The organism is Niabella insulisoli (genome assembly GCF_039652435.2).
Lineage (GTDB): Bacteria > Bacteroidota > Bacteroidia > Chitinophagales > Chitinophagaceae > Niabella > Niabella insulamsoli.
The window spans coordinates 1770737-1796484 of record NZ_CP190246.1 but is presented as its reverse complement, the minus strand read 5'-3'; the positions used below and the strand labels follow the sequence as shown (position 1 = coordinate 1796484).

13 protein-coding genes are annotated in these 25748 nt (G+C 45.8%); all 13 read right to left on the bottom strand.

Annotated elements, in window-relative coordinates; translation table 11 throughout:
* Positions 1 to 25: 25 nt before the first annotated feature.
* Positions 26 to 3355, bottom strand: coding sequence for a SusC/RagA family TonB-linked outer membrane protein (locus ABDK00_RS07740; RefSeq protein WP_346238626.1), 3330 nt, complete (start codon positions 3353 to 3355; stop codon positions 26 to 28).
* Between the two features lie 40 nt (positions 3356 to 3395).
* On the bottom strand, positions 3396 to 4046 hold the full coding sequence (locus tag ABDK00_RS07735) for a DUF3826 domain-containing protein (protein ID WP_346238627.1): 651 nt from the start codon (positions 4044 to 4046) through the stop codon (positions 3396 to 3398).
* 161 nt (positions 4047 to 4207) lie between these two features.
* Positions 4208 to 6601, bottom strand: a complete 2394-nt coding sequence (locus ABDK00_RS07730) for a glycoside hydrolase family 2 TIM barrel-domain containing protein (RefSeq protein ID WP_346238628.1) — start codon at positions 6599 to 6601, stop codon at positions 4208 to 4210.
* A 17-nt stretch (positions 6602 to 6618) separates the two neighbouring features.
* On the bottom strand, positions 6619 to 7788 hold the full coding sequence (locus ABDK00_RS07725; protein WP_346238629.1) for a glycosylase: 1170 nt from the start codon (positions 7786 to 7788) through the stop codon (positions 6619 to 6621).
* A 31-nt stretch (positions 7789 to 7819) separates the two neighbouring features.
* Positions 7820 to 10513, bottom strand: coding sequence for a family 78 glycoside hydrolase catalytic domain (locus ABDK00_RS07720; RefSeq protein ID WP_346238630.1), 2694 nt, complete (start codon positions 10511 to 10513; stop codon positions 7820 to 7822).
* A 15-nt stretch (positions 10514 to 10528) separates the two neighbouring features.
* Positions 10529 to 14197 carry a malectin domain-containing carbohydrate-binding protein gene (locus ABDK00_RS07715; RefSeq protein WP_428400448.1) on the bottom strand — a complete coding sequence of 1223 codons (3669 nt, stop codon included), beginning with the start codon at positions 14195 to 14197 and terminating at the stop codon, positions 10529 to 10531.
* Positions 14175 to 17012: a glycoside hydrolase family 95 protein gene (locus ABDK00_RS07710; RefSeq protein ID WP_346238632.1), complete on the bottom strand. Its 2838-nt coding sequence runs from the start codon at positions 17010 to 17012 to the stop codon at positions 14175 to 14177. The genes ABDK00_RS07715 and ABDK00_RS07710 overlap by 23 nt, the downstream gene beginning before the upstream one ends.
* Before the next feature lies 1 nt (position 17013).
* A complete protein-coding gene (locus ABDK00_RS07705) occupies positions 17014 to 18564 on the bottom strand; it encodes a glycoside hydrolase family 28 protein (protein WP_346238633.1) in 1551 nt (516 codons plus the stop codon).
* A gap of 243 nt (positions 18565 to 18807) precedes the next feature.
* Positions 18808 to 21480, bottom strand: coding sequence for an alpha-d-galacturonidase (locus ABDK00_RS07700; RefSeq protein WP_346238634.1), 2673 nt, complete (start codon positions 21478 to 21480; stop codon positions 18808 to 18810).
* Between the two features lie 55 nt (positions 21481 to 21535).
* Complete coding sequence (locus ABDK00_RS07695; protein ID WP_346238635.1) at positions 21536 to 22591, bottom strand: Gfo/Idh/MocA family oxidoreductase; 1056 nt, start codon at positions 22589 to 22591, stop codon at positions 21536 to 21538.
* 1 nt (position 22592) lies between these two features.
* A complete protein-coding gene (locus ABDK00_RS07690; protein WP_346238636.1) occupies positions 22593 to 23618 on the bottom strand; it encodes an L-rhamnose/proton symporter RhaT in 1026 nt (341 codons plus the stop codon).
* 33 nt (positions 23619 to 23651) lie between these two features.
* Positions 23652 to 24524, bottom strand: a complete 873-nt coding sequence (locus tag ABDK00_RS07685) for an amidohydrolase family protein (protein WP_346238637.1) — start codon at positions 24522 to 24524, stop codon at positions 23652 to 23654.
* A gap of 40 nt (positions 24525 to 24564) precedes the next feature.
* Positions 24565 to 25746: a CoA transferase gene (locus tag ABDK00_RS07680; protein ID WP_346238638.1), complete on the bottom strand. Its 1182-nt coding sequence runs from the start codon at positions 25744 to 25746 to the stop codon at positions 24565 to 24567.
* Between the last annotated feature and the right edge of the window lie 2 nt (positions 25747 to 25748).

The following is a 25748-nucleotide window of genomic DNA, read 5'->3' as shown; positions in this document are numbered from 1 at the left end:
TAGCAATCCTGAATAATTGTATTGTTTAGAAAGTAGCGTTTATGCCCAGTGACCAGGTGCGCAACGTAGGATAAGCCACTTGCGGGTCGTCGTACATATTACGGTACTTATCAGGGTAAGGGTTATGAAAATCCCAAAGATTAAATCCTGCCAGGCTCACTCTCAGGCCATCCATTTTCACCTTAGAGGCAATGGATTTTGGAACTGAATACCCGATCACCAGACTGCGCACAAAGCTTCGGAATGTAGACACCTGCCAGAAGTCTGATGTATAATTATTTTGATCAATATAAGCAAGGTTGGGCCATTTGCCGTTTACGTTGTCTTCTGCACTAAACATATCGTTCAGGTAAGACTCATGCGACCAAAACATATTTGTAGAACCTGTGCTTTGCTTTATATAATCGATGCGGTTGTAACCACCCCATGAAGTAGCAATTTGTGTATTTAATGTAAATGACTTCCATGACAACCCAATATTAGTTGCCAATCCAAACGATCTCCGGCTGCCCAGTTGTGTATAATCCTGGCCATCATCCTGAATGCGGCCATTGGGTCCGGCAATGGTTTCGTTGTCCGCATCTAACTGGCCACCCAAGTCCTGATAAGCAAGCATACCTTTTTTCAGGCTTGATTTTTCAGTGAAGTCGAAATAAGCTGGCGTTGTGCCCGCAGCCGTTGCGAGATCCGTCAGATATTTCCAATAAGCATCGATATCCGCGTCGGTGCGTAACAGTCCGTCGCCGGCTGCGTTGCCTGTCCAGGTAAGAAAGCCGTAAGAAGGGCGAATGGAAGAATATCCTTCCCTGTTTCCATATTGCGAAGGATAGTCAAACGCAACGGGTAACCACTTAGTGATTTTGTTATCGCTGGTACCAAAGTTCACACCAATACTATAACCGAAATCTCCTGCTCTGTCTTTCCAGGTTGCGCTAAACTCAGAACCCCAGGCTTTTTGTGCGCCAAAGTTCTGCTCGGCAAAACCGCCGCCCACAGAAATCGGAACACCTACCTGGTTGGCCAGCGTCATCAACATCTGTGTGTTATTATCCCAATATCTGTCATAAGTGAGCGATAACCTGTTGTTGAGGAAAGAGGCGTCGATACCAATATTTTTCTTGATCGTTTCGTCCCAGGTAATATCGGTATTTGGCGTTGCGTCGGGTGTTAAACCGGCAACGAGTAAGCCACCGTTGTTATTACCGAAGCCGAGGCCTTTATCTGCTGCATAAGCATAGGTCTGTAACCAACGCCAGGGTTTCACATTGTCTTTACCGGTTTTACCAATCGATGCGCGGAGTTTTAAAAAGTTCACCCAGCTCACATTGTCATTAAACCAGCTTTCTTTGGAAATCACCCAGCCTGCTGATACACCGGGGAAGAAACCCCAATAGTTGGCAGGCGCAAACTTGGTTGACGCATCTGAGCGGAAAACGAATTGGAAAAGATATTTGTTGTCGTAATCGTAGCTCACCCTTCCCAGATAAGCCAGGTTGCCGCCTTCGGTTTTGTATACATACGTATTAGAAGGATTTAAAGTTCCTGCCGAAGGTGAGGACCCGTTATAAGCGCCCATGATCGGCTGGTCATAAATAATAAACTTCTTTTGATAGTTGAGCTGACCCTTTTCAACGGAAGCCATGGCCGAAATATTATGCTTACCAAACCTGTTATCATAATTAACGAAAAAGTTAGATTGCTCCACTTTGCCGATTTCATCGGAATAACGAACCGTAGATCGGTTGTTGTTATTAGCCACCAGCCATTTTGTAGAATCTGAATAAAGATGGTATCCTAATTCATGATTATTGTTGGAAGCCGCCAGGCGCAGGCCCAGCATCGCCTGCTCGTTGTTGGCTGTAGAATAGCTTAGGCCGTAAGACACTTTGAAAGCTAATCCTTTAATAAAAGGAACGCTGTATTGTAATGAAAAATTGGTGTTGAAAGCCTGGTCATCATCTGAAGTGAAAGAACCATTGTTCAACAATCCGAAATAGTTCCAGCCTTTAATATTGTTTTGTCCGGATGGGCTACCCTGAGATCTATGAGGCCCTAAAGCCGGAGACACATATTCGGTAACACCGTTCACGGTATATTCCCATGGAATATATTTAGGCATGTGGGCTAATACGGCGTAGTCGGTTTGCTCTGATCCGGAGGCATAAGCCCCATCATTAATACTGATCTTGGTAAATGATTTTTCTACCTGAGATTTGTTGGCAGAAACGGTTGCCGAAAGTTTCAGATTGTTCGCAACTTTTACGTCGGTACCGGTTCTGAAAGACCATTTATTATAATCCTGGCTTCCGAGGTTGGGCTTTTGCGTATAATAGGCCGCACTTGCAAAGTAGGTCGCTCTTTCAGCGCCACCGCTCACATTCACAGAATGCTGCATGGCACCGCCCGGCTGCCAGGCTTCTTTCAACCAATCATAATTTAACGATTTCATCGCCTCGAGTTCGCTGTCGCTATAGAGCGCATTAACGGAGCTTCCGTTGGCACGAAAGAAGCGGTTCGAGAAAATACCATGCTCATAGGCGCTCATCGTTTTACCAAAGCTCACCGCGTCGTTAAACTGAAACTTGCCCGAGTAAGCGATTTTTGGAGCGCCGATCCTTCCCTTTTTTGTTTTCACGATGATCGCACCCTGGCTGGCCCTCGCACCATAGATAGAGGCGGCAGCATCCCGTAAAACGGTAATACTTTCTACTTCGTTTGGATCAAGAATATTAAATTGATCCATCGTTGGCAAGCCGGTATTAGGGTCTAATTGAATAACATCATCGATGATTACCAATGGCAGCGGGCTGCTACCATCCTTACTATAACCAAATGTTTGACGGATGCTCAATGTCGCGTTATCGCCCGGCCGTTGGCTACCGCCCGAAACGTTCAAGCCCGGAATCGTTCCTTTCAAAGCTTCTGCAATACTGCTCACAGGAAGATCGGCCACGCGCTCCATATCAACGGTAGCGACAGAGCCGGTAATATCACTCCTCCTTTGGGTACCATATCCTACTACGATCACTTCATCAAGGCTGTTTACTATTTTCTTCATGCGGATATTGATCGGCCCCTCCGCAGTTACAGATATTTCGCCATACTCATACCCAACATAACTGTATTGCAAAACAGCGCCCTCAGTTGGCACATTGAGGGTGAAAACACCGGTTAAATTACTTACAGCAGACTGAGGCCCGCCTTTTACTTTAATAGTCACCCCTGCTAAGGGAGTTTGCGTGGAATCGTCAACCACGGTTCCTGTTACGGTTTTGGTTTGCGCAATAGCATTGGTTGCTAAAAATGCAGATAGTACGAACAGGCACGAGGATTTTAAAATGTGCTTGAAATACATATGGCTTTTGTTTGTTAAAAAATATAGAAGTTAAACGAGTTTACTTTTTTTGTCTTTCATTCCAGGCTTCGCGTTCCTTTTTCAAATCATAGCCACGCGCTGCCAGGTAATTATTGATGCGTCCTTTATATTTGCCAAACCAGGCATGCTTGGCATCGCTCGATCCCGCTGCCATAGCGTGTTCCCGCGCTTCGACAAGGGCATTATAAATGTATTTCTTTTCTTCTTCCTTAAGCGATGGAATCATATCGAGGTGGGCCTTGTAAGTAATCGGCAACACATTGTAAGTTAACCCGTTTTTCACCTGTTCGATCTGATCATTATTTAATTGCTTTTCCAACGACTTCAGAAACCGTGCGTTCAGCGCCGTCCGCTTTTCTTCTGACGCTTCAACAATAGCTTTCACGCGCGCTTCTGCCGCCTGCTTGTCCGTGTTTTCACTTTTAGCTGATTTAATGGCCTGCTCTTTTTTGTCATCTATTTTTTTAATATCCACATATTCCTGCGCTATTTTATCGCGAACGCTGTAAAATTTTGCCGAATCGGCAATGGCTAACGGGGCTGTAATTTTGTAGGCTCTTTCCTTTACCACGTTGAGATAGGCCTGATCCTCGGAAGTTTGAGCGTTGACATTTACCGAACAAATGACAGCTAAAAGGGGAAGACAATGCTTCTTAAAAAATACATGCATGATGCAATCGTTTAATTGAACGATAAAATTAGAATTCGCATCCGCGTATAACAATGCAAGGTTTACCTATGCAGATGGAATATTTTACTATTCAACGCAATCGATTGCACAGATTGCAAAAGCAACCCGATTCGGTAAATATTTTCAATCCTGAACGAAGGTTATTTCACGTTTACAACAACTAACTTAGACGGGAGCGATGGTGTTGTAAAATTGACTTTGACAGATCCAGGCCGCAACCCTTTAATCATGGTTAATAATAATCCTTTATACGTATGATGCTTTGCATCTTTGAGCGAATTGAGATCCGCCGGGTAACCGTTATCCATACCTGCTACTAGGCCAGGGCCCTGCACATCAGCGTTGATGAGATGATCCGCATCGGGCACCAGGTTCCCATCCTGATCCACCACTTTTACCGTAATGAAACTTAGCTCACTTTCTTTAGCATTGATGGTCTTGTTTTCTATTGCAACCTCCAGGTGATGCGCCTTTCCGGCAGTGTTCACCTTTTTTTCCAATACAGGAACATTGTTTTTGAAAGACACTGCCTTAAGTGAGCCCGGCTGGAAAGGAACACGCCACATCACATGAAATGCCGTGTCATGCTTGGATTTGCGGCCCAAAGACCGGCCGTTTAAAAACAGTTCTACCGCGTCGGCCTGATTAAAATATACTTTCACATCTACATCCTGCCCTACCTTCCAATTCCAATGCGGTAGCATATGGAGCATCGGCTTCTGTGTCCATTCGCTTTGATACATATAATACACATCTTTGGGGAAACCCGCCATGTCGATAATGCCGTAGTAAGAACTTCGTGCCGGATAAGGATAAGGCACCGGTTCACCCAAAAAATCAAAACCGCTCCACACAAAAAGGCCCGACAAGTAAGGATACTTTTTTACTTCGCGCCAATTGGCCTCGTGTGTAACGCCCCAATATGCGGCGACATTGTCATAAGCTGAAACCGTATAATCGGCATTGCCATTTTCCACGTATTTAAATTTGGAAGAAGAAGGCCAGAGGCGCAACGAATCGGAAGGCATATCATAATGGCCACGGCTGGCGAGCCCCGACACATTTTCTGAAGCAATTACTTTCACGCCGGGAAAATTCTTAGGAATATGTTTATAAGCATCAATCTTGTAATTAAACCCAACTACATCCAAAGCTCCGGATTGATATATAAAATTTTTATCCGGCTCGGCTTCGCTCAAAGCGCAGGTAACAGGCCGCGTTGTATCCAGATCCTTAACCAAACGCACAAGCCGCCTTGTTAGCGGAATACCGGTGGAATCAAATTGCTCGCGGATCTCATTCCCAATGCTCCACATGATTATAGAAGGATGATTGCGGTCACGCAGCACCATGTGTTGTAAATCTCTTTGATGCCATTCATCAAAGTAAAGATGGTAATCGAATTTATTCTTTTTCTTCGCCCACATATCAAAACTCTCGTCCATTACCAAAAAGCCCATTTCATCACAAAGATCCAAAAGCTTTGCTGCCGGCGGGTTATGGGCCATCCGAATGGCGTTCACGCCCATTTCTTTTAATATGCGCAGTTGCCTTTTTGCAGCTGAAGCATTAAAGGCCGCTCCCAGCGCGCCCAGATCGTGATGCTGGCAGACACCGAGAATTTTCATCGGCTGTCCATTTAAGGAAAAGCCATGCTGTGCATCGAACGAAAAATAGCGAATGCCGAATGGAGCTGTATATGCATCCACCAGCTTATTGTTTTGAAATAATTTGATTTTTACCTGGTATAAATTAGGATTCGTAGTGGACCAAAGCGCCGGATGCTGTATGTCGATCTGTTGATAATATTTCCCCTGCTTCACTTTATGGGCGGCTACTTCTTTCACCTTGTTGCCCGCCGGATCAAAAACGGCAGCTACAATTTTGATGCTACCACCTCCATTTTTTTCAATGTCCATTTCAATATTTAAAGAGGCAGCTTTTGGCGTTACTTTTGGCGTTGTTAAAAAAACGCCCCATTGTTTGAACAATGTTTTATGGGTTGAAATAAGTTGCACATCGCGATAAATACCGGAGCCCGAATACCAGCGGGAATTGGGCTGCTGGCTATTGTCCACTTTTACCGCAATGAGGTTGCGCTGCCCCGCGGGGTTCAGCCATTTTGTTAATTCATATTGAAATGCGGAATAGCCATAAGGCCATTTTCCCAGATAATGCCCGTTGATCCAAACCTCGCTGTTTTGGTATATGCCGTCAAAAGAGATGTAAACATTTTTGTTGGCCTGGCTGGTGCGAAAAGATTTGCGATACCAGCCGATACCGCCCGGAAGTGCGCCACCCGCGTTTCCAGCCGGATGTATGGAATCAAATTTCCCTTCGATGCTCCAATCATGCGGCAATTGAACGGTACGCCAGGCGTTGTCATTGAAACCCCGCTCCGCATAGTCATCTCCATCACCTAAATGAAATTTCCAGTCGTTGTTAAATTCTAAAACAGACCTTGGCGGCTGCGCCATCAACCCGCCTGAAAAATATAACACACAAAATGCAAACACAAAAATTTTCCGAATCATCACAACACTATTTTTACTCAAAAATTAAGATCACTTTTTCCTTTATCGACAGAAGTCGCAACTGCAATACCCCTGTTGTCTTGCTGATCGACAGCGCAATAATAATGATACACCACGCCCTTATGCTTCAATACAAAAGATTTATGGGCATACTTTTTATCAATGTCGATCGTAGAATTAATCAGATCCTGGCCGTTCCAGTCGGTCCAGTTGATGAGGTCGTAAGAACAGGCAAACCTGTTAAACGTTTCTGTTTCCCTTCCTTTCCAGAAGGCGCCGAAATAAAACATCACCCAAACATCGTCTATTTTCTGGATCATCGGGTCGCCTGTAATACCCCTTGAATGATGCACCACCGGCTCCGTTTGAAAACGTTTCCAGGTAGCCATATCATCAGACACAGCCATACCTATGCGTTCATACCAGCGCGTGGGCTTATTATTGGGCAGTGAATCGCCCACGGCATTGTAATACATAATAAATTTATGGCCGGTGTATCCGGCTTCGTCTGCCACCACATAGCTTTTAAATAATTTATTCCTGTTTTCCCACCAGCGCACATCGCTGTCAGATGAAGATAAAACCGGTTGGGATAAGCGCTGCCATTCAAAAGCGCCCGCCGGCTTTTTCGAAGTGTAGGCCATGCCAATAGAAAGCGGTTCGGGTTCATATCCGGAAGAAGACCCTCCAAAATAGGACATCCAATATTTCCCGTCAAATTTGTTTAAGCGGTAAGAGCCGTCCCAACGCGTGTCTACCAGTGCATTGTAGCCCGCTTTTTGATGCGCATCCCAGCCCGACGCAGTAAAGGACATTTGCCGTCCGAAGTTTTTCCAATGAAGCAGGTCTTTGCTACAGGCGAGCCAGGTTTCATAGCCTTTTCCATCGAAAGCGATATAGGTCATGAACCAGGTGTTTCTAATTTTATAGATCGTGGGACAGTCAATTTTTTTGCCGGTATCGGGCGGCAGCAACACCAGGCCGTATTTATAGGGCGTCTTCACTTCTTCATAAATATGTTGCATCACGTCCTGGCTGACGGTTTTTCCTTTTTGTGCGTGGCTTACCACAGCAGTCGTTAAAAAGATAAAACCTGCTAAAGCAATTTTCAAAACATATACCGCGCGCACGCTGCGCACCGGCGTTTGTGTCAGGAAAGACTGCATATATACCGCTGTTGACATCATGAATATTTTTTCTAACGGCCGCTACCGCCTTTTATTTAAGACTGAAATTATACGCTCCGGATCCTATTTTTACAGGTTCCTTTTTATATTCGGCTGGAAAATAAACCGTCGCCGAAGTGTTAGGAGGAATGGACACTTTAAGATCGAAGACGCCTTTTACTTTTGTCCAGCTGACGCTGATCAAACCATTGACCGATTTATAATTTGCTTTTGCAGAGGTGATGTCGCCAACCGGTTGAGGCCTGATCTCCAACTGCCTGAAGGCGACACTGTTTGCTGCCTGGCCGATACCGCACAAGCCGGAGTAAAACCATTCCATAAGATGGCCCAACATAAAATGATTATTCGAAACGGACGGATAGGCCTGCCAGGACTCGGTCAAAGCAGTTGCTCCATGCGCAATTTGGTATCCGTAGCCCGGCGCGTCGCTGCGGTTGTTCATGTCGTAGATCACATCACTGCGACCCGCCTGCTCTAGCACTCGCAACACGTATCGGTAACCGATATCGCCCGCTGTCAAAGCATTGTTGCGCTGGCGGATATCCGCTATCAGGTTGTTTAGCACATCGTCGCGATACTGCTCTTCCACCACGCCGGTATACAGTGCGATGGCATTGGAAGTCTGACTACCGGTAGCATATTGCTTTGTTGCTGCATTAAAGAATTGATCGTTAAAAGCCTTTTTTACAGCGGCGCCTAAAGTTTTGTAGAAACGGGCATCGGCATCTTTTTTAAGCAGGCGTGCTACTTTTTCCATGATAGAAATATCATAAAAATAGATAGCGGTGGCTGTAACGCCGAGAGGTGTCAACTGCGCAACGCCAGGCCGATTGGGCCCGATATCGTACCAGTCGCCGAGACCGTGAGATAAAATATGATTAGCAGCTTTTTTCTCAAGATAGCTCACATATCCTTTCATCATATCATAAGCTTCTACCAAAGATTGTTTATCGCCATACCAACGATAATTATACCAGGGCAGGATCACGGCAGCGCTGCCCCATTCCGGCGATTCATCAAAGGGCGCCTCAAAATGGGTAAACTCCGGTGCAATTTCTGGGATGCGGCCATCTGCATACTGCGCCTGCTGCATGTCTTTAATCATTTTGCGATTGAGCGCTGCCACGTCAAAATTATATTGAACAGAACTGCCCATTAAGTGCGTTTGCTCCAGCCAGCCCAGTTTCTCGCGATGCGGGCAATCGGTGAAAACGCTTACCATATTGCTTTTGATGGCCCACTGAATAAGTTGGTTGGTCTTGTTAAAAAGTTCATTGGAATTTTTGAAACTTCCAGTGGCTACCGCGGCGTTCCTGATATGCAATCCCTTGATAGACTTGATAACAGGAAGGCTGCTTTTGGCTTTTTCTGATTCGGGCACCGCGCCTTCAACCTGCAAATACCTGAAGCCATAATAAGTAAAGCGCGGTTGCCATTTTTCAACGCCGTCACCTTTTAAAATATAGGTATAGGCGTGTAACCCGCCACTACCCTTTTGATTGGCCGAGCTATCCTCATTGATCAATTCAGAAGGAATTATCCGAACGGTGTCGCCTTTCTTTCCTAATAACGCAATGGATGGAATTCCAGAAAAATTTTGGCCCAAATCATAGACCCAAGTGCCATTCGACAGCCTTGTTTTTCTGACCGGCTCGAAACGCTCCATTACTTTTAAAGGCGCTGCCATCTGTGCCTGCAAAAGAGATGGGCCATTGGTTTCAACCGCAGGTTTCCATGCATCGTCATTATATCCCATCTTGTTCCAACCTCTTCTTTCGCGGTTGGCGTCATAGTCCTCACCACCGTAGATACTAGAAAAATAAACCGGCGAAGGGACCGTTTTCCAGGAAGCGTTTGAAACGATATTTTCTTCGCTCCCGTCGGCATACTCGATCAGAATGCGCGCCATCATTTTAGGATATCCGTAGGCGCCGGTCAACTTTCTATACCGCTCTCCCGGAATATAATAAAAGCCGTTGCCCAGCATCACACCGAGCGCATTGGTTCCCTGTCGGAGTTGATCGGTGATATCAAAAGTGACGTACTGCGCCTGCTTGCTATATTGTGTCCACCCCGGATCCAAAAAATGATCGCCAACTTTTGCCCCGTTGATACTGAGTTCAAAATGTCCCAATCCGGAAATAAAAATGGTCGCCGCTGTTACCTCCTTCTTAACAGGTATATCTTTTCTAAACAGGGGCAAAACATCAGGCCTTTTGCCCCAGGCTTTTTTACCGTTGCCGTGCATCAGCGGCACATAACGATTGCTGTCGGGCAATACATCGTATGCGATCCATTTCGCCTCCTTCCAGTCAGCCACACGCAATAACCCCATGCGCCAGTTTGCAATTTTACTATATGCTGATTCGTTGCCCTTATTGTCCCAAACCTTCACTTTCCAATAATACTTTTGCGTGCTCTTTAAAGCAGGCCCCCCATATCGAACCTGGTTATTTTCGCCGCTATTGATTTGTTTCGAATCCCAAACATTGGCTTTGTCTTCCGCCAACAACAGGCTGTCGTCAGCTACCAAAACGCGGAAAGCAGTCTGCCTGATATTCTTTTCGAATGCCTGGATTTCCCAACTCAAAGATGGATTTTGATGATCGACACCCGACGGTTGCGCGAGATAGTCGCACCGGGCGTTGACAATCCGCAGTACCTGCGCTTCAACGCCAAAAGCGCCGCCAATTAAAACTGCTAAAATCAATATAAACTGCTTCATCCGCTATCTGATAATTTATTGAATATCGACATTAGAAACGATCAGGCCCTTCGCTTCGCTGGTTGTGAGTTGTAATTGATAGTTGCCGGCGTTGATCATGGTTCCGGTGTTGATTGTAATATAATTCCATTTTCCCTCTTTTGTCCATTTAAATGCAACGTTTTCGTTGACCAACGATTTTTTATTGGCGTCAATCAATTGCAGCTTACCTTCAAAAGTGTTTTTGAAAGGACTGTAATACTTTACAGTAATGGCATACACATCGGCCACTCCGGTTTCAACCGGCCAGGTAATCATTGCTGTTCCGTCGCCGGTGACAATTGTTCTTTCATTACCCGAATAGATTTTTTTACTCACATTTTCATTTACCTGCGCTACATCCGATTTATAAGAGGTAGTCGGTTTAAGGTCGTAGGCGGGTTGCATATTCGAAGGAAAAACCATTGCCATCAGCCAATCCTGGCTTTCTTTAAAATTCAGAACCGTGTCGGGAGCTACTCTTTTTTTATAAACCAGATATCGCTTTCCGCCGCCTTCATCAGTGACGATATAGCTATCCGTGTTTTCAAAAGCGCTGATCTGCCCGGGCTTGCCTTCCCTTTCATCAATCGCTATGAAAACATCCGCACCTTTAGGTACAGAAAAGTTTAGGTTCCCGCTGTTCGCCTGAGGCCGCTGAATCCAATCGGCGCCAAAAAGGGCCGGAGGCAATTCATTGAACTGAATGGCCTGATCGGAAAACACCTTATCCCCAATATCCATCCAACTTCGAATATTAATTTTATCATTTGATGCGGTCATTTGCGCCACCGCTGGCGTTGTATTTTTCATCGGCGCTGCCGGAGCTATTTTAGACGCGATTGCAATAGCATTGATGATCGCTTGTCCTGATTTTGTTTCAGGAAAACTAATGACAAGCTGGTTATTTTTTACCGAATAATTGATAGCCTTTTTTAGCACTTTATTCGTCCCTACTTCTTTCCATATATCCAGATCATCGCACACGACCTGGCCGTTAAAAGCAACGTCAAAAATTCTCATACCCTTTCCGTTCATGCCACCGCCTACACCGATCCAGGGTTCTGAAAAATATAATTCGACAACATAATCGCCATTTCGTAAAACAAATTGATACTGCAGCTCATGTTTCCCATAACGAAAAGTTTGGAACAATTCAGACTCGACGGTATTTTTTAATGGTGTGCTAACCCGCCGCTGTGATGCAAACGCAGCGGGCATTTCCGGGAAACGATCGGTCCATGAATAAGTGGTAACCGCAGGCGTAAGCGCGTCCTTCGACAACGCTAAATCCCAATTTTTTTCAAATGAGGCCGGCTTGGTACGATCAGCATTCCACAGGTTCCCGTTCTGATCAGTATAATTGTTGCCTCCACAGTTGAGCCGGTAAAGGTATTTGTATTGCTTTGCAGGGGCGGTGAGATTGACAGCGTTCGTATATAATCTGTCAAAATGAGGCGCTTGCGGCAAGTGAAACAATTGGATGGTATCTCTGGCCACAGGTTTTCCATTCATGTATCCGACGGCGTATAAAATATTATACCGGATGTTCACGTCGTTCCATAAAAAAGGAGTACCGAATGCCCCTTTCTTTTTTTTGCCGAGAGAAGTTGCATTGATGTCGTTAAAGAGTTCTACCTCATCGCAATTGGAATAAACGATAATAGAATCTTTGAGGCCGGGTTTCATCCACCTGTTGGGCCAGGTATGCGATGCTATATAAACCATCGGCTCTTTTTCGGGCGCTACAAAATGGCTTCTAAACATATAAAACACATCCGTCGGTTCTTCCCATGGTGTGAGCATGCCTTTATAATTAACCGGCCCAACACGATCTATCTCCCGCAAGCCTTCCCCGCCCTGCACACGGCCAGGGTTATCGTGGGAAGTCAGCAGCCAGAAAAAATGCCCGGCCACACTGTCTTTTACCGATGCTGCCAGCCGCAGTTTCTTTTCCATTAATTGTGTAAAACGGTCTTCACTAACAGGCCCGTTCTCACGATATCCTCCCTCCGTATGCAGGTCTAACGTGCGCCAGGCGCCGTATTCACCGACTAACACCTGTTTTTTCAAATCTTCGCCATAAGTATTGGGGTCACCACCATAGGTTCCGGTCCAGTTTTGTGGCACATCCCAATCGGTACCTTCGCCGCCATTGCAAGTCGTCACCAGCCGTTCGGTAGCAGCAGTCGGATCAAGCGACCTGATCAGCCTTGTACATTCTTCGGCGAAAGCTTTGGGAATTTTACTTTCATTTTGCAAACCCCATAATACAACGGCCGGGTCATTCCTTCTTTCTATGACCCATTCTTTCAAAAGCTGCTTAAAGTTCCTTTTGAAAGACGGTGTATCATACCAAATATGTGCGGACAATTGTGTCCACCAAAGCATACCTCGTTCATTGAATAACTTCCCGTACAACAAATTGTGAGGCTGATGTCCATCCCTGAAAGCATTGAAGCCAGCGGCTTCCAGCCATTCTACCCTTGAAACAACCTGCTCCTGCGAAAATGCATGGCTCTGACCAAGCAAATGCTCATACTCTGCAACGCCATTGATAAAAACAGGTTTACCATTCAGGTAAAATTGATTGGAAGGCGTTTGCCACCGGATCGTTCTGAAGCCAAAATCGGTAATCATTTCATCGATCACTTTATCCCCCAGCGTTATCGACGTTTTTATTTTATAGAGATAGGGATTTTCGACACTCCACAGCACGGGCGCACTGATAGCCAGGTCGCGGTTTGAAATAACCAACGAGTCAAAAGCCTTTATGTCCATCAACCGGCGGGATGTAGCCACTACTTTATGTTGCGCATTGATTACTTTTTGAACAATGGCTACTTTTTTAAAGGGTTTTGATGCATAATTTTTGATCGTGATATCGCTGTGTAAAAGGGAAGTGTTGGGCTGCACATCGGCCCACACGTGAACGCCGAAGGGTTCAATCCGAAGCTCATTTGTAATGATCAATGACACGGGCCGGAAAATGCCCATCGGCTGCGAGCCCTCACTGAAGCCGCGTTCGTCGCTGCAACCGCCGCAAACCCAGGGCAGATCTTTGATAAAAGGAGGATGCCAGGCGCGAACGGCTAACAGGTTTTCAGCGCCGTCGGTTTTTATCTGAGCGGATACATCAATAGTGAAGGTTGTCCGGCCGCCTGCATGGTCGCCTACCCGTTTGCCATTTAGAAAAACCGATGCATAAGAACCTACACCTTCGAAGAAAAGAAAATATCGCTTGCCGGTCTCCCCTTGTCGCAGGCTGAATTTTTTCCGGTACCAGGCATCACCGTGTTTGTTGCCGTGCAACAGCCGGCGGTAACCATAATAATCATCCCAATTGTGCGGCACGTTTACTTTCTTCCAGCCATCGACGTTTATATTTTTCTGAAAGGCAGCAGGAACAGGCTTTTCATCATTGCCTGCCATCGTAAGCCAATTGCTGTTTAAACTAACCACCTTTCGGGCATCCGATGCTTCAACATTGAAGGCTGCGCGCTGGCCATAGCTGATAGTAGCACCACAAAAAAAGAGTGCGACGCAAGATAAGCTCCATGTATGCAACGCAGCCGGCTTCAAAAATAAACGGGCGATACGGAGCCTAAGCAGAGCGCAGCAATAGCTCGTGCGAAAAATAATATTATAGAGCTTGCAATTTTGCATCAAATTGATAAGTTTTTCCTTTTTCGGTTTTAACCGAAACCTTTTCATTTTTATAGCGGATCGTCAATGGCTGACCCGCATGGGACGTCACCGCCACGGACTGTAATTCCCCTTCCAGCCACTGCAGGTTTATTTCAAAACCTCCACGCGCAAGCAGGCCTTTGACTTCGCCCTCCGGCAACGAGGATGGCAAAGCCGGCAGCAACTCAATGTCGCCCGTGTGGCTTTGCAACAGCATTTCACCAACTCCTGCAGCGCCGCCGAAATTTCCGTCAATTTGAAAAGGCGGATGAGCGTCAAACAAATTGGGATAACTGCCGGCGCCACTACCCGCAGGACTGAGTAACATTTGTATGAGTTTGTACGTGTGATCACCGTCTTTAAACCTTGCCCAGAGGTTGATTTTCCAGCCAAGGCTCCACCCGGTTGCGGCATCGCCGCGGTAAATAAGCGACTGCCGCGCTGCTTTCATCAGGTCAGGTGTCGACGCCCAGTTTATTTCATTGCCGGGATAAACGGCCCAGAGATGCGACACATGCCGGTGCTTGTTGGTGGTATCATCGATGTCCTGCATCCATTCCTGAAGCTGGCCATAACGCCCGATACAGTTGGGCGCGATCTGTTCATATTTCGCCAACAACTCTTTTCTAAGTCCGGCATCGACGTTTAAGATCTCGCTGGCTGAAGCCACGGCTTTAAAAAGATTACGGATAATCTGATGATCCATGGTGGGCCCGGCTACCAGTCCGCCCTGCTCCGGCGAATTGGACGGCGTACTGATGAGGAAACCGGTTTCAGGATCTTTGATTAAAAAAGATTTGAAAAACAGGGCGGCTTCTTTCATCACAGGATAGGCTGTGTCTTTCAAAAATTTTTGATTTTTATGGAAAAGATAATGCTGCCATAAATGGTCGCAGAGCCAGGCGCCGCCGGTCACCCAGATGCCATGATTAGAAGCATTGATCGGCGCTGTGCCGCGCCACAAATCGGTGTTGTGATGCAGCACCCAGCCCGGCGCATTGTAATACGATTTTGCAGTTTGCCGGCCGGTAACCGAGAGCTCTTTTATCATTTGAAATAAAGGCTGCTGCATAGCCGAAACATTGAGCAGATCGGCCGGCCAATAATTCATTTCGGCATTAATATTTGTTGTGTATTTACTGCCCCAGGGCGGCGACAATAAATCGTTCCAGATGCCCTGTAGGTTGGCAGGCCGCGTGCCGGGCCTCGAACTACTGATCAGCAGATAGCGGCCATATTGCACGTAAAGCGCCAGAAAAGCGGGGTCATTAGCTGTAGCAAATTGCTCCAAACGCTGATCAGTAGTAAGTTTGAGTGATGATGGCGTTGCCTTCCCAAAGGATAAGCTAAAGGAATTGAAAAGGTTTTGGTAGTCGTTTATATGCGCCTGCTTCACCGCGGCCCATTCTTTATTTTTTAGCTGATGTAGCGTCCTTAACGCCAAAGCAGCCGGTTCTGCGGTTATATCTTTATAGTTTTTATAATTGGTATTTGCGGTAAGGTAAGCGGTAGCTTCATCCGCATTTTTTACCACCAGTTTGTTATTGATTACGCTCATACTACCACCGATAGTGGTTATCGTCAGATAGCTAACACCTTTCAACGCGCCGTCTTTCACCTTCACCTGAAGCGAAATTGTATTACGATCTGTAGCTGAAAGTACCGCGTCTTTATGAGGGCTTGATAACGCAGCAGTAAAGCTGATACGCCCTTTTTTATCTGCCGCAAAATGGGTAGCAATGGTTTGATCAACTGCGCTGGCTAAATATTTCCTTTGATAATGGACGCCGTCGTATTCGTAGCTCGTAGTTGCTACCGCGGTACGCAGATCGAGCGTGCGCTTGTATTGGCGTAAAGCTTTTTTGTCAACATTAAAAGAAAAGCTCAGGTCGCCAAAAGGTTGATAAGAAGCCTGATATTGGCCAACAGCCGGCACATCGCTATCCTGGATAAAATATTTCCACTGGCCGTTGAGGGATTGTTTCATTTTCGCATCGCCATCCGCAGGATAGATGCCAATAGGGTTTTGTGCATCCTTATAACCGAGAATACCGCCTTTGCCTCCAAAATTTAAGATCAGTATGGCGATGGAGTTTTTACCGGGCTTTAGTGTGTTAGCCGGAATAATATAGTCGCGGGCATCATCGTTATGTTGAGCGCCAATAAGGCTTCCATTGACGTAGGTAAAATCATGATTTGCCATTTTATTAATATCCAGCTTTAGATCCTTGCCACGCCAGGCCGCTGGTAATTCAAACTCGCGCCGAAACCAAACCGCACCGTCCATTCCTTCAAAACCTACCGCTTCCCAGCCATCATACTCTGGCACGCGCATTGTTTTCCACGAGGCATCGTTGTAATCCTGCAGCGATGGATTTTCTTTCAATTTTAAAATAGATTTCACTTTCGCTACCCAGGCATCCTGGTGTCCATCGCGCGATTTCAGTCCCATAAACTCCTGCCCTGCCAGATTTTCCGCCTCTTTTTGTTTTCCTTCAAATAATAAATTCCTTATCGAATCAAGATATGTATAGGCATCAGCCTTGTTATAATTACGCGGGTAACCGGTCCATAATGTTTCCTCGTTGAACTGGATACGATCTTCCTCAACACCGCCAAATACCATCGCGCCCAGGCGGCCGTTTCCCAGCGGCAATGCTTCCACCCACTTAGAGGCTGGCTGATCGTACCACAACTGAAGATCCTGGGCTGCCGCAGCTTCTGCAACCAGGCTTAATGCCAATGCCAATATAGTTTTCGGAACTTCTATTTTCTGGAACAAATATTTGATCATTTTAGTTACGTTTTATTTCCTGCGTATGCACTTCTTTGCCGACCAGGATCAACTCATCTTCGAAAAGATTATTTTTCAGATGAATATCTTTCGTTTGATCACCAGTTATTTCGAGGTACTTTTTAGTTTCGGGAAAGGGCCACGCGTTTTCGAGGAGCACCTGTTTTGTATTATTTAATACAATCACTGATTTGTCCTGCAAAGGCTTAGCGGTTTCAAAACCGTTAATTAATATGCGGCTACTTTGATCTACCTTTAAAGAACTGCCCACGGAAGTATTTACACGTACATTGTGAAGTTGAACGTCGTTGGCATTTTTGATAGTGATGCCGCGTTGCGCCTCAAAAACTACATCGTGCAAACTTATTTCGCTGACCGGCATTTCTTCAATTCCGTTGATGTACATCGCCTCGTTGGTATAGGCAGTAATATTGCTCAACCGTATGTTGCGGAATTGCGGCGTGCGCTCCGAAACCGGCTCCGGGTTTGATTTTGCGTACTCCATATCCATGACAATCGCCTGGTCGCGGATATTTTTCATGACAATATTATCGACACGGATATCTTCTACAACACCGCCGCGGCCGCGCACTGTTTTTAACCTGATGCCACGGTCTGTTCCATCAAAAACACAATTACTGATCGTTATTTTTTTGACGTCGCCACTCATCTCGCTTCCGATCACCACGCCACCATGGCCGCTTAACATCGTGCAATTGGTGATGGTGTAATTTTCGGCAGGCTTTGCCTTGGTACGCCCTGGCAAATCCTTACCTGATTTAATGGTGATGCAGTCATCGCCCACACTAATAAAGCAGTCGCTGATTCTGACATTGCTGCAACTTTCAGGATTAATTCCGTCCGTATTAGGCGCCAGGCGCTGGGGATTGATGATCGTTACTGCATGCACCGTCACATTATCACAAAACTCGGGGTTGACCGTCCAGAAAGGTGAGTTTTTTATGGTGACGCCCTGAATTAAAACATTCTTACAATACATCGGCTGGATAAGGGGCGGACGTAAAAAACCGCGCTTCATTTGTCTGGGATCATCGGGTAGCAGTATGTCTTTATTGTGTTGATCGAAAATTTGCTGCCATTTACTGCGTGGCTGTCCTTCTTTATAACCTTCCACAAAATGCCACCATTTCTCCCCATGACCATCGATCAGCCCGCGCCCGATGATTGCAATATTTTCTGCTTTGTATGCATAGAACAAAGGAGAAAAACTGGCAACATCAACACCTTCGTAGCGGCTTTCTACCATAGGAAGATAGTCGTCGAAATCGTCGCTGAAATGGAGTTCCGCACCGGCGTCGATAAAAATGGTGATATTACTTTTGAGATGGATAGGCCCCGTTAGATATTTTCCTGCAGGAAAATAGATGGTGCCTCCGCCCACTTTTACGGCCGCGTCAATCGCTTTCTTAATGGCCGATGTTGCTTTCGCGCTGCTATCGCGCTTTGCGCCAAACTTTGTAACGTCGAAGTACTGCTGCGACTTCGCGGTCAAAAACGAAAAGAAAGTCAAAAAACAAATAAGATATTTCATCCGGTGTACTTTTTATTGTTTTATAAGTCAAATAAAACTGATCAGGTATAAAATTTTATAATGAACGTTTCATGTGTCTATTTTTATTGTTGCCTGCCCGTAGGCAGCCGATGAATTTTGCATAAAAATTTTTGTCGTTTTGCGTATATATCATTCGATCGTTCTTATGGCCGTTTTATTTCAATTGATCCATATAAAATGTATGCCGGTGGTTTTCGGCTTATAAACATCAAGTGGATTCGCTTATTCAAATAACCAATCTACCTGTTTTCTATTGCCGCTTTCATACAGTCCGGCATCATAAACGCGAAGCGGTGCATCTGCCGTTATAAGCCCAAGAATAAGCGCTACGCCTTTGGCCAATTTCAACGTATTTTTTCCTGCATTGAATTCGTAACTATGCACATGCAATTGCGGCATGCCCGGAATAACCATAGCATTGGCGATTCTTGTATCTGCCTGTCCATATTCGTTCGCCGTTGCGTTGGTTTCGAGCTCAGGCTGCTTTAAAAAAACAGTATCTCTACTAAAAGCCGCCTGCTGCGGTTTGAAAAATCCAACTAAAACCTTTACCGGCTTGTTATTGATAAATGTCAGCTCGGTGCCGCGGGCAACCTGTTCATTAAATAAAGTTTTAACCGCTTTAAGATTTTTTAATTCAGGTGCAAAAGACCTGATCGCGAAGCTGGTGTCAGCAAAAGGCATAGACAAACTATCAATAAAATAAAAGCTATCGTTTCCTAAGAGCTTTACCTCTGCATTTTTTAAAGGCTGAACTTTACTTGTATTACCCGGTTTTAGATTCTTTAAAGAATCAAGTTTCATTTTAAAAATGGAAAGTTCCTTTTCATACACCGGGAGCACTTCCCGCCAGTTTTTGTATTGCCCACCAGAGCCCGAGAGTGGAATTTTCCTGGCGCCTGTCTGCATGCTATTCGCATATAAATAATTTTGTTGCGTTAACGCGGTTAGCTTTTTATACCAGGCAACACTTTCTTCCAGCAAAGGCTTTGCGTTTTCCAAGTCTTTGACATCATTTGAATATTTATAACGAAGCACCGACAATGCTGCTTCGGCTTTAGCTGCGTAGTGATAGGCCAGCGCGCGATAGCTGTAGATATCATTTTTTAACCGAAGCCATTCCTGCCGATTTTTCTGCAATTGTTGCACCGAGTCGATCGATCTCACCGCGCGGTCGCCATGCGCTCTTACTTCGTTGATAATTTGAACCGGGGTTTCTCCCGAATGCACTTCGCCGTTCCACTCCTTTTCAGCATAAGTTGCCAAAGACTCTCCTTCCGGACTTTCTGCTTCATACAATAACGTGAATAGCCCGTAGCGGTAAGGGTTAATTAATTGAGTCATCAGCATACCCAAATTGAGCGTTTGGCGGTTGCCGTCGGTGATACCAAATCTTCTTAAAAGTTTGGGAGCAATTTCCCCTGTGGCTTCGCAGGCATTTAACAAGCGCTTTCCATCTACTGCGCCGATGCCGAACTGCGCGGCCATCGTATTGCTCCAAAAATCAATTTCCTGTTCGCGATCGCGCCCGGCTTTCCACGCGTAGCGGCTCCAGGCCTTATACCAGATCCAATCCCGCTCGATCTGCAACAGACGTTTGCCACCAGCCAGGCTATCGGCTGAATACGGCCAATCCCAATAGGAAGCTTCAGGATAAAGGTGCAACCCATTTCCGCCCATCACTTCATGCATTCCTACAACGCTTTCCTGTATAAATCTTGGCGATCCGTAGCGAAAAGGTTCGAGGTTGGCGAGAATATGCACATTTTCAATGTGTACATTTCCCTGGCTGCTCAGGGTTTGATGTAACTTAGCCCAGGCGCCACGCGGCCTTTGATAGGTCAGCGCTTCACCATTGAACTTTGCCATCGTGTACAAATTTTTATAAAGCGGCAATGCTGATTTCATAACAGCGGGAGCGTCGGTATCATGCGCACGCAACACAATCGGCGGCTCAGCCGTGAGGCCTGCGCGCTTCATACCCGCCTGAACACCCGGTATGATCGTTTTGGTAAACCAATCTATATCATCCTGGCCTACGCCTTCCATGGCCTCTCCGAGACAAACCAGCAAACCCACATTCGGATATTTCTCAACGAAAGCAGTAATTGATTGCTGCGTATAGTCTGCAATAAGCGGATCGATCGGCCGTTCGCGATCCTGTGTTTTAATACCATGTTTTTCAGCAAACGGTTTAGAAACAATAATGTTGTAAAACATTTGAATCACCCAAATGCCGCGCTTATCCGCTTCGGTCGTCAGAAAACGATATATCTCTTCATTCTTCGCAAAAGTCGCTTCATCAACCTCAAGTGCGTAGGGATAGTCTTTCAACTTTACCAAGGATGCGAAAGGATGGCCGTTCCAAAGGTAAAGTGAATTCATGCGGTTGGCGGCCATAGAGTCGAGAACCTGGAGCCACAATTTTTTATTATAGAACCAGGGAAAGGTCGCTTCGGTGTAGGGATATTCATAAACAGTGCGCCCCGGCAGATAATAAGGTTTTTGCAATCCGATACATGCCCCGCGCAATACCATTTCCGGAGCATCCGTAAATTGAAAATTAGCATCCAAAGCTTTTTTCGCTGCTACTCTTTCAGCCAGTTCGAGGCACCCGTATAATAAACCCGACGCGTCGCGTCCTTTTATGTAAATTTTGCGATCATTGGTTTTTATGGCAAACCCTTCTTTTTTTATTTTTTTATCGAAAGATTTTTCTATGATGATCTGCCATTGGTCGCGCTGAAGGTTTTTGGGGCTTGCTAGCTGCACCTCGTATCCTAATTGGTGTAGTGCCTTTGTTAGAACGTCCAAACCGTAGTTCACTCTTTGCTCAGCGGGTTGCCCGTTCACGACAAAAACTTTTCCTTTCGCACCAAAAGCGCTGCTTATCATCAAACAAAACAATAGTAAGCAAGACAGCCGCTTTACAACAACAGAAATGATATTACTACAAAAAATCATCGATTAAGACTCCTCCTTTTTGATTACTGACATACGCCGCTTCGACACAAGCCATGGTCATAAGCGCATCGTCGATACTGTTTTCAGGCTTTATTATGGCTCCGGATTTTGCCCACTGCATTTGCTGCATGGTCCCCATAAAGGCGTGAGGAAACCAAGTCCCCTCGATTGGCTTCACCTGCCAGGCTTTGGCGGACGCGCCTTCGGTTATAAAAAATTCAAATTTATCGGGCACTCCATGCGGATAATCAATCAAAGCGCCGAAAGTAATTTTGATAACACCTTGTGTGCCTTCAATTTTTATATACGATTCCTGTTTTTCGTACCCATAATCATGGTTATGATTGGTATGGATCGCTGCCCGTAACATATCCCCGTAATCCATGATGATATTTGATTTTACCGAAGCCAGCTGCATGCTTTGCGGATGTTTAAAAGTCCGCGCAAATATTTTTTCAGGATTGCCCAGCAACGAGCGCACCGTATCGATATAATGAATGCTGTGATAGTTGATTTCCATTCTTTCTTTGGTAAACAAAAAGTCCCAAAGGTTCCAGGGTGTATGCACATTTACATAAACTTCAACATCAGTAACCGTTCCCAACTGCCCTTCACTTATCATCTGCTTCGCTTCAAGGATATAAGGCGCAAAACGCATTTGAAAATTGACGCCTGCCAGCATCAGTTTCTCGTTCGCCAACTTATGAATAGCTTTCGCTTCGGCTAAGCTTTCGCCATAGGGTTTTTGAATCAGCACTGCGGCTTTCTCGGGCAGCAACTGAAGCACGGGAATAATCTCCGACGCAGGCAAGGCGAAATCGTAAATAACATCGTTCCGATTGTCTGCGACCATTTCCTCCAGGCTATTGTATACTTTTTGGATGCCAAATTTTTCAGCAAGCGCTTCAGCCTTTTGCCTGTTCCTGTTCACGATGCCCTGCACCGGGAAACCAGCAAGGCGATAGGCCGGCAGATGAGCGTCGGCAACAATTCCGCCGGCGCCGATAATGCAAATAGGCGTGTTTGTTTTTTTAAGTTCCATGTCAGGTTCCTCCCAGATAATTTCCGTAGGTTAAAACAATAACCGCCAGCAGCAGAACAAATAAAGCGGCTGCGAGTGCGCGGCGTGTGACAGGCTTGGTCAATTTCCATTCTTTCAAAATCAATCCGACCAAAGAGCTAAAAAACACCAACATGATCATGTGGATGGCCCAGCTCGAAAATTCATATTTGCCCAAACGCACATGGCCAAGTCCGTAGAAGAAAAACTGCCCGTACCAAAGGATACCGGTGAGTAAAGCCATTAAATAATTGGTTGAAAGCCCTGGTTGCGCTACTGACCGATATTCACTGAATGTTTTATTTTTTATATGAAGCCATAAGGTGTAGATCAATGTGGTTAGAAAAGCGCCTGAGTTAGAAAAAATATATACCACATTCACCTGGAAATTTCCGGCGCCATGTTGGGCGGCGATGTCAGAAATAGGTTTGCCCGCATTAATTGCAAAACCATAAAAGGCGGATAAAACACCTGCCAATAAACAAAGCGGCAAGCCTTTTTTAAAAGAAAAGGTGGACTGGGCTTGAACGCTGTCTTTTTCTTTGAGCCGGCCTGCCAAACCGCAAAGTGCGATACCCGCCGCACCCAGTATGACGCCGCTTAAAATCCAACGGCCGCCAGTGCCGCTCAAAGCGGTTCCCAATGTGCCGTTCATCAGCGGCGGCACCAAAGTGCCGAGCACACAGGAGATACCCACTGAAATCGCATAAGTGAGGGAAAATCCAATATATTTAATGGCCATCCCAAAGGCGGTGCCGCCCACACCGTAGGCCATGCCCAGGAAAAATGCGTTCCACATGGCAGAGGCCGGCGCTTCTGCCAACACCTGTGTTAATGAAGGAATGGTTAATACAGCAATAAGAATGGGTAATAAAAGCCAACAGACGGAAGCCTGTGCCAGCCAATAAGTTTGCCAACTCCAGCCTTTTACTTTTTTTTCAGGCGTGTAACATAGGGCCGCCGAAGAAGCGCCCAGGCCGTGAAAAAATATACCCCAAAGTAATTGCATGCATTGTTATTTTATCATTTTCCAATATGCCGATCAGCTTCCGCTTTCGGTTAATGACGGATTTAAATTATAAAAAGAAACCGCATTTTTGCTATACACCCTTTCTCTTTCTTCCTCATCCGGTAATATCGCCTCAATAAGCTGTTGATACAAGGCCCAGGTAGTTGTATAATTTGCGGCCAATAGCGAAACGGGCCAGTCGCCACCTAAAAAGCAACGATTGGTACCGAATATGGACAAAACGAATGTTACAAACGGTTTTATATTTTCTACCGTAAAAAACTCCTTGCCGGCAACCGTGCCCAAGCCGGATATTTTTGCATAAAACTGATCGTGTTGTGCCGCTTCGGCCATCAAACTGGCCCATTCACTACCGTTCAAATCTGCCGTAATAGGCGGTTGATTCAAATGATCGAAAACCATTTTGAGGTTAGGCACGCGTTGGGCAACTTTTAATGCCGTTTGGATATGCTCCGTTTTAACACCCACGAAATCATAGGGAATCCGGTATTCGGCCAATATTTTTAAGGAGTCGATTACTGCCGGTTGCAATAGCCAGGCGGCATCCGGTTCGTCATGAATCAAATGGCGTACGCCTTTAAAAAAGATTTGCTCTTGCATGAAATGTTTCAGCAGCTTTTCTGTGGCGGAAGGATCCGTTAATGGCAGCCAGCCTACCACACCTTTAATCCAGGAATTGCTTTTCGCCGCTTCAAACATGAGCGCTGTATCTTCCAGTGTATTATCTGCCTGCACCAGTACGCCACCACTTACCGACGTCGCTTTTCTTTCATCCTCCAGATCGGACAGCGCATGGTTGCTATGCAACACTTCAGGCGCCTGCTTCAGCCAATTGTAAGCGGAACGTTGTAAATCCCAGATATGTACATGCGTGTCAATTATCATACGTATTCAGCAATCCATATACAGCCATTCATCGCAGCTGTTAAATACTGCTATTTAAATCTACAATTTCTTTTTTCGAGGCTATTTCGAAAAGCTCATCGATCTCGCTGTTGTGCTCGCCCAAAGCCGGGGCCCCTCTTTCGTTCACCAGCAACTCCCCGTCTACCCGAACCGGGCATCGGGTTGTTTTAACGGAAATCCCATTGCTTGTTTTTACAACCACCTCCATGTTCAATGCCTGATACCCCTCTTCTGATGTGAGTTGCTCATAATCCAAAACCTTGGAACACCAAACGCCCGCAGGTTCTAATATTTCTAACCAATGCGTCGTTGTATGATGAAGTAAATGATGAGCTAAGCACGTTTTTATTTCATCGCGTTTTTCAAACCAGTCTTTGCGATCGGTGAAAGCGGCCAAATCATCACAGCCAATCAGATCGCCCAACTGCAGAATATCCGCCATCGCGAGCGCGATATAATCGTCTTTTGTTTTATAAATACCATAGGGGGCTGCAACGTAAGCGTGACCACTATTGACCGCGCTGCGCTGCGGCAACTGGCCGCCGTCGTTAAAGTAACAGGTCAACACTTCAAACTGAAAATCAAGTGCGCTTTCCAACATGCTTACCTGTATGCTGCCGCCTTCGCCCGTTACCCCTTTTCTATACAACAACGCCATAATACCCTGCGCTACATGAGCGCCGGCAAGCATATCAACCACCGACACTCCCATTGGCGTCGGATTGGCATGGCTGCTATTATTGAGCCACGCAAGCCCTGAGAGCGACTGCAACAACAGATCCTGACCCGGTAAATGCTTCCATGGGCCGTCTTCGCCATACCCGCTTATTTGTGCATAAATTACATTCGGGTTGATTTTCTTTACGGAATCATAATCAAAACCCAGGCGCTCCATGACGCCGGGCCGGAAATTATGCATCACCACATCCGCTTTCTGAATTAGTTGCTTCAATCGCGCAACATCGGCGGCGTTTTTAAGATCCGCTGCATAACTTTTTTTATTCCTGTTGATGGCATGAAAAATAGAAGACTCCCCATCGATCATCACATCCGACACGTATAGTTCCCGGCAAATGTCGCCTGTTCCGGGCTTTTCAATTTTGATCACATCAGCACCAAAATCAGCCAGGCACAACGAGGCCGAAGGCCCTGAAAGGAACTGACTAAAATCTATGACGAGTATGTCCTGTAATAACTTCATTC

What these genes read in the sequence shown, in the direction of transcription:
- ABDK00_RS07740 (WP_346238626.1), bottom strand. Translation starts at nt 3,355, where the DNA reads ATGTATTTCAAGCACATTTTAAAATCCTCGTGCCTGTTCGTACTATCT.
- ABDK00_RS07735 (WP_346238627.1), bottom strand. Translation starts at nt 4,046, where the DNA reads ATGCATGTATTTTTTAAGAAGCATTGTCTTCCCCTTTTAGCTGTCATT.
- ABDK00_RS07730 (WP_346238628.1), bottom strand. Translation starts at nt 6,601, where the DNA reads ATGATTCGGAAAATTTTTGTGTTTGCATTTTGTGTGTTATATTTTTCA.
- ABDK00_RS07725 (WP_346238629.1), bottom strand. Translation starts at nt 7,788, where the DNA reads ATGATGTCAACAGCGGTATATATGCAGTCTTTCCTGACACAAACGCCG.
- ABDK00_RS07720 (WP_346238630.1), bottom strand. Translation starts at nt 10,513, where the DNA reads ATGAAGCAGTTTATATTGATTTTAGCAGTTTTAATTGGCGGCGCTTTT.
- ABDK00_RS07715 (WP_428400448.1), bottom strand. Translation starts at nt 14,197, where the DNA reads ATGCAAAATTGCAAGCTCTATAATATTATTTTTCGCACGAGCTATTGC.
- ABDK00_RS07710 (WP_346238632.1), bottom strand. Translation starts at nt 17,012, where the DNA reads ATGATCAAATATTTGTTCCAGAAAATAGAAGTTCCGAAAACTATATTG.
- ABDK00_RS07705 (WP_346238633.1), bottom strand. Translation starts at nt 18,564, where the DNA reads ATGAAATATCTTATTTGTTTTTTGACTTTCTTTTCGTTTTTGACCGCG.
- ABDK00_RS07700 (WP_346238634.1), bottom strand. Translation starts at nt 21,480, where the DNA reads ATGATAAGCAGCGCTTTTGGTGCGAAAGGAAAAGTTTTTGTCGTGAAC.
- ABDK00_RS07695 (WP_346238635.1), bottom strand. Translation starts at nt 22,591, where the DNA reads ATGGAACTTAAAAAAACAAACACGCCTATTTGCATTATCGGCGCCGGC.
- ABDK00_RS07690 (WP_346238636.1), bottom strand. Translation starts at nt 23,618, where the DNA reads ATGCAATTACTTTGGGGTATATTTTTTCACGGCCTGGGCGCTTCTTCG.
- ABDK00_RS07685 (WP_346238637.1), bottom strand. Translation starts at nt 24,524, where the DNA reads ATGATAATTGACACGCATGTACATATCTGGGATTTACAACGTTCCGCT.
- ABDK00_RS07680 (WP_346238638.1), bottom strand. Translation starts at nt 25,746, where the DNA reads ATGAAGTTATTACAGGACATACTCGTCATAGATTTTAGTCAGTTCCTT.